Genomic DNA, 5,319 nt, shown 5'->3' on the forward strand with positions numbered 1-5,319 from the left:
TCGGCCTACGCCGGCCAGACGGTGACCCTCAAGTTCAACGGCACCGAGGACGCGTCGCTGCAGACCAGCTTCGTGATCGACGACACCTCGATCGCGACCAGCTGAAGCCCCGGCTGATCGTCCCCGTCGGCCGCCCGGCACCTCGCGCCGGGCGGCCGGTGGTGACGTGACGACGCCCACCGACGGTGCGGCCGCTTGGTTTCTGGAGGTCGCCGGAGAACCGGACGTCTGGTGAACGGCCAGATCACCGGATCCTGGACGGGGGCATCATGGTGCCGGCTGTGCTCACGCGCCAACGGTTCCCGCGACCTCACCGACGGTCACTGCCTCTGGACCACTGCGTCCGAATGCCGGCCGAGTTCCTTGAGCACATCGTCCAGCGCCCCCAGGCGCTGGACGAGCTGGAGCGGGACGCCTCCTGCGCTGGGGGCGGCCGTAGCTGATGGGCTGGTGGGCCTCGGGTGAGGGTGCCTGTCCTCGTTGGCGTGGGCGTCAGAGTCCGGCTGCTCGGCGGCCGAGGATGGGTTCGGCGAGGAGTCGTGCCGGGGCGCAGAGGGTTTGGCCGTGGCGGGTGAAGAGGTCGTCCCGGGAGTTGAAGTGTCCGAGGTCCGTGAGGAGGTAGGCCGAGAGGTCGCACGGGGCGGCGGCCGATGCGGGGCAGGTGGTGGTGGGTCCGTCCCAGTCGACGTTCGTTCTGGACAGTGCCTCGAAGAGGGTCTCCGGGCCGGCGTTGGTGAATCCGCCGTCGGCTCGTTCGTGCGGGTTGGGGCTGTCGGCGAAGAGGTCGGAAATCGGCAGCCAGGAGGTGGCGATGCGGAACTCCGGCCAGGCCAGCACCACTTGGTCGGGGACGAGCCGACGCATCCGGGGGAAACGTGGGTACCAGAAGGAGCCGTCCACGACGAGGCCGCGCACTCGGGTCGGGATGCCCTGCGCCCGTGCGACCGCCTCCAGCACGGCCATCCGCTGGCTGCAGGAGCCGCGGCCGAGTCGCAGGACCTCGGAGACCGGTCGCCGCTCCTCCACCGAGTACACGGGGCGGACCTCCGTGGAGATCCACCGGTGTGCGTGACGGAGGTACGTCACCGTGCACGCCGCCCCCTCCCCTCCGGAGGGCGGCATGCCGATCAGCCGCAGGGCGGACCGGACGCGCGGGTGTCGCCAACCGAGGATGGGCGTGGGTGCCGCGCTTCCGTGTGCGCTGTTGTCGCCTGGTGCGGCTTGTCGTGCTCTTCCGCGCGGCGTCAGCAGCGTACTCACCATGACCGGCTCCTCCCGTCCTGACGGGGGCTCAGTCTTCCAGAGATTTTGAACGCGTTCAAGTAGCGCCGGTGGTTCCTGCCGGGTGGGGCATGCTGAAGGGCGAGTGGGACTGCGGTGCCACAAGACCATCGGGTGATCGCGTTAGAAGGGTATGGAGCACATATTGGCGGCCGAGTCGGGGGCGCCGCCCGTCGAGGCGCCCGACTTTCCGGCCTTCGTGGCGTCGCGGGGGCGCCAGCTGTTGCGGACGGCGTTTCTCCTCACCGGGGGTGACGCGCATCTCGCCGAGGATCTGGTGCAGGAGGCGCTCGGCCGGGTCTTCGTGAAGTGGCGGCGGATCTCGCGGCTGGAGAACCCCAGCGGGTACGCGCAGACCGTCCTGGTGAACACCTTCCTCTCGCACCGCCGCCGGCGCAGCAGCACCGAGCGGGTCACCGACGTCCTGCCGGACGTCGCCGTCGTCGACCCGGACCCCGCGCTGCGGCTCACGCTGCTGCGGGCGCTCGGGGAGTTGCCGGCGCAGGACCGGGCGGTGCTGGTGCTGCGCTTCTGGGAGGACCGGAGCGTGGAGGAGACGGCGGCGGCGCTGCGGTTGAGCAGCACCGCCGTGCGCTCGCGCAGCAGCCGGGCGCTGGCGCGGATGCGGGGCGCGTTGGGGGCGGATTCGGTGGCGGCGATGGAGAAGGCGGGGTTGCGTCATGCCGGTTGAGGAGGAGCACGGACAGGACTTCGAGGCGGAGTTCGCCCGCGCGTTGCGCGGCGCGGCCGACCTCGCCCCGGAGGACGCGCTGTTCGGCCTGGCCGCCGGAGCGGAGCGGCGCGGGCGGCGCCGCCGCGGCCGGCGGCGGGCCGCGCTGGTGGGCGCGGTGGCGGTGGCGGTGCTGGTGGCCGGCGGTGCCGGCGTGCTCGGCGGGGGTGCGGGGGCGCAGCTGTTCGGGCCGGCCGCCGAGCCGGTGCGGCCGATGACCGCCGAGGAGGTGGTGCAGCTGGTGACGGGGCTGCTGCCGCCGGGGTCGGTGGAGTCGAAGATCGCGGAGACGCCCGGCAGTTCGAAGGCGTCGCGGGGCGAGCACCAGAACTTCGGGGTGCTGGAGTTCGACGACGGCAAGGGCGTGAGCGTGATCGTCTACAGCGTCGACCGCGGCACGCAGCGCCCCGACGAGGCGGCCCGCTGCTCGGACCCGTTCACCACGCCGCAGGACTCGTGCGAGCGCACCGTGCGGGAGGACGGCTCGGTCGTGGTGATCGACAAGCGGCGGGACAGCAACTTCCCCGGCCAGCGCCAGTGGCAGGGGACGTGGGCGCTGCCCGACGGCACGGTGGTCCGGGTCACCGAGTACAACGGGCAGCCGGCCACCCCGGCCCGGGAGGAACCGCCGCTGGACGCCGGGCAGTTGGCGTCGATGGTGACCTCGCCGGCCTGGGCCCGGGTGGTCGCCGCGATGCCGCCGAACCCCGACGCGCCGAAGCCGCCGAAGGAGGAGGAGCAGCCGAAGCAGGCGGCGACGCCGTCCCCGGCCGAGCTGCTCGCGACGCTCACCAGGCTGCTCCCGCCGGGCACGGCGCCGTCCGGCGCGGACGAGCAGCACGCCACGCTGACGGTCACGGCCGGGGAGCGGACCAGCAAGGTCTCGGTCCTCGTCGAACCGGCCGGGGAGCAGGGACGCAAGAACAGGAAGGGCGCCGAGGAGGGGCTGCCGACCCCGCTGGAGGTGCGGGAGAAGCTGCCCGACGGCACCCTCGTGGTCACCAACCGGTTCGGCAACGGCAAGACCGCCACCGACCCGGTGCTGCACTGGACGGCGCAGGTGTACTACCCGGACGGCCGGAACGTGCAGTTGTACGAGTGGAACGGCGAGAACGGCTACGACTTCCGGCCCGGCGAGCCGGCGCTCTCGGTGGACCAGCTCAAGGCCGCCGTCCTGGCGCCCGACTGGCGGAAGTGACCCCTCGCCCCGGCCGGCACGGAGGCCGGAGCGGAGGGCGGAACGGAGAGCGGGTCAGGAGCCGCCGCGAGGGATGCGGTGGCGCCATTCGCGGGTGAAGACGACGTTGCCCGCCTCCTCGGCGCGGAGCTGGGTGTGGGCGAGGAGGTGGGTGGGGTCGCAGCGGAGTTCGGTGCGGGTGCGGACGGTGACGTCCCAGCCGATGGCGGGGCGCTCCAGGCGGACGGTGCGGTCGGTGCGGGCGAGGGCACTGAGGGGGGTGGCGGCGAGGACGCGGTAGGCGGTGACGGTCTCCTCGGCGCGGACCAGGCCGTCGGGGTGGGTGCGGGTGCCGTCGCCGGCCGGGGAGAGCTCGGTGCGCCACTCGCGGCGGCCGATGTCGTGGACGGTGACGCGTTCGGGGCGGGCGGTGAGCGGCTCGGTGAGGTGCAGCGGGGGCGGCAGGGGGAGGGTGGGGGAGCGGAAGGTGAGGTCCTCGGCCGGCGGGGTGGGCGGGCGGACCGGGAGGGTGAGGGCGGAGCGGGAGGGGTCGAGGGCGAAGCCGGACGGTTCGGGGCCGGGCCAGATCCACGGCCAGTAGCTGGAGGAGACGGCGAGCCGCAGGCGGTGGCCGGTCGGGACGGTGGCGCCGGTCGGCGCGAACAGCACGGTGGCGTCGGTGGCGCCGGAGGCGGGGGCGAGGACGCCGCGGGTGAGCAGGGTGGAGGTGCCGTCGGGGGCGACGGCGCACAGGCGGGCGGCGATCAGGGCGGCGACCGGGGCCGCGACCGGGGCGGGCGCGGCCTCCGGGCGCAGGTGCAGGGCCAGGGACGGCGTGCCGAGCAGATCCAGCGGTTCGGGCAGCGGCCGGGAGTCGAAGCAGACCGAGCGGCCGTCCTCCTCCCGCTGGTCGGGCGGCTGGTCGGCGGGGCGGCCGAGCGGGACGTAGGAGCCGGCGTTGAGGCCGGTGTGCTGCGGCGAGCGGACGTGCACCCAGCGGTCCTCGGAGGCGGTGCCGGCGGTGCGCAGCGGGCCGTCGAGGCCGTAGTGGACCTCGCGGACGGCGGGGGAGGGCCAGGGGTCGTCGCCGCACCAGTGGTCGGTGCGCCAGCTGCGCAGGGCGGGGGCGTCGAGGGCGCCGGCGTCGAGGTCGCGCAGCCAGTGGTCGTACCAGCGCAGCGCCTCGGGGAGGAGTTCGTCGGGCAGGCCGTGCGACCAGGGGCCGAGGACGGCGCGGACGGGGGGCGCGGCGCTGCCCGCCAGGGCGAGGACGGCGGCGGCGGAGGGGTCCGACCAGCCGGCGACGGCGAGGGTGGGGACGGTGGCGGCCGGCCCGGGCCCGGCAGGGGCGGCGAGCCAGCCGGCGAGCGGTGGTTCGAGGGCGTCGAGCCGGGCCAGCCACATCGCCCGCCAGGCGTCGCCGACGTACTGCGGGTCCGGTGGGCGGGCCGCGTCGGCGAGCCGGTCGGTGGCCCGGGTGTGGCCGTCGGCGGCGAGGACGGCGCCGCCGAGGCGGTGCGGGCCGTCGGGGCAGGCGACGACCGCGGCGTGCACGGCGTCCGGGGCGAGGGCGGCCAGGCGCAGGGCGAGGTCCCCGGCGGCGCCGGTGCCGAGCAGGCCGACCCGGCCGCTGCACCAGGGCCGGGCGGCGAGCCACCGGACGACCTCCGCGCCGTCGGCGGCGAGGCTGTCGTCGGTGGACGCGACGCCGCCGGAGTTGCCGTGCCCCCGGGCGTCGACCCGGACGGCGGCGTGGCCGTGGCCGGCGATCCAGGGGTGGCGGCGGGCGTCGTCGGTGGCGGTCCAGTCGGTGAGGCGGCCGGTGGAGTACTCCAGGACGACGGGGACGGGCTCCTCGGTCACCGGGCGCCAGAGGCGGGCGTACAGCTCGGTGCCGTCGGGGAGGGGGACGCGCAGGTCCTCGCGGGTGCTGCGGTAGGGGTACGAGGGCATGGCCGCTCCATCGGGTCCCGGTCGGTGCGGATCATTCCGACAGTAGGGGAGGAAGCGGGCGCGCGGGCGGGGGGGGGGGGGGGGGGGCGCGGCCGCGGGGGGGGGGGGGGGCGGGCGGGGGCGGGGCGCGGAGGAGAAGCACACGGGCGGCGACGCGCGGCGCGACAGCGACGAGCGG

General features: G+C 75.5%; 4 protein-coding genes. 2 read left to right on the top strand and 2 right to left on the bottom strand.

The window, feature by feature from the left end; genetic code table 11:
• Window positions 1–492: 492 nt before the first annotated feature.
• A complete protein-coding gene (locus ABT238_RS38440; protein ID WP_350807258.1) occupies window positions 493–1,035 on the bottom strand; it encodes a transglutaminase domain-containing protein in 543 nt (180 codons plus the stop codon).
• 379 nt (window positions 1,036–1,414) lie between these two features.
• On the opposite strand from ABT238_RS38440, the gene ABT238_RS38445 reads away from it, so the two are divergent.
• Both ABT238_RS38445 and ABT238_RS38450 read left to right on the top strand, forming a co-directional pair.
• Window positions 1,415–1,972, top strand: a complete 558-nt coding sequence (locus tag ABT238_RS38445; RefSeq protein WP_350569138.1) for a SigE family RNA polymerase sigma factor — start codon at window positions 1,415–1,417, stop codon at window positions 1,970–1,972.
• Window positions 1,962–3,209: a hypothetical protein gene (locus ABT238_RS38450; protein WP_350807262.1), complete on the top strand. Its 1,248-nt coding sequence runs from the start codon at window positions 1,962–1,964 to the stop codon at window positions 3,207–3,209. The genes ABT238_RS38445 and ABT238_RS38450 overlap by 11 nt, the downstream gene beginning before the upstream one ends.
• Window positions 3,210–3,263: 54 nt before the next feature.
• Here ABT238_RS38450 and ABT238_RS38455 read toward each other — a convergent pair whose 3' ends face one another.
• On the bottom strand, window positions 3,264–5,141 hold the full coding sequence (locus tag ABT238_RS38455; RefSeq protein ID WP_350807265.1) for a CocE/NonD family hydrolase: 1,878 nt from the start codon (window positions 5,139–5,141) through the stop codon (window positions 3,264–3,266).
• Window positions 5,142–5,319: the final 178 nt, after the last annotated feature.

This window comes from Kitasatospora sp. NPDC001527 (assembly GCF_040298605.1).
Taxonomy (GTDB): domain Bacteria; phylum Actinomycetota; class Actinomycetes; order Streptomycetales; family Streptomycetaceae; genus Kitasatospora.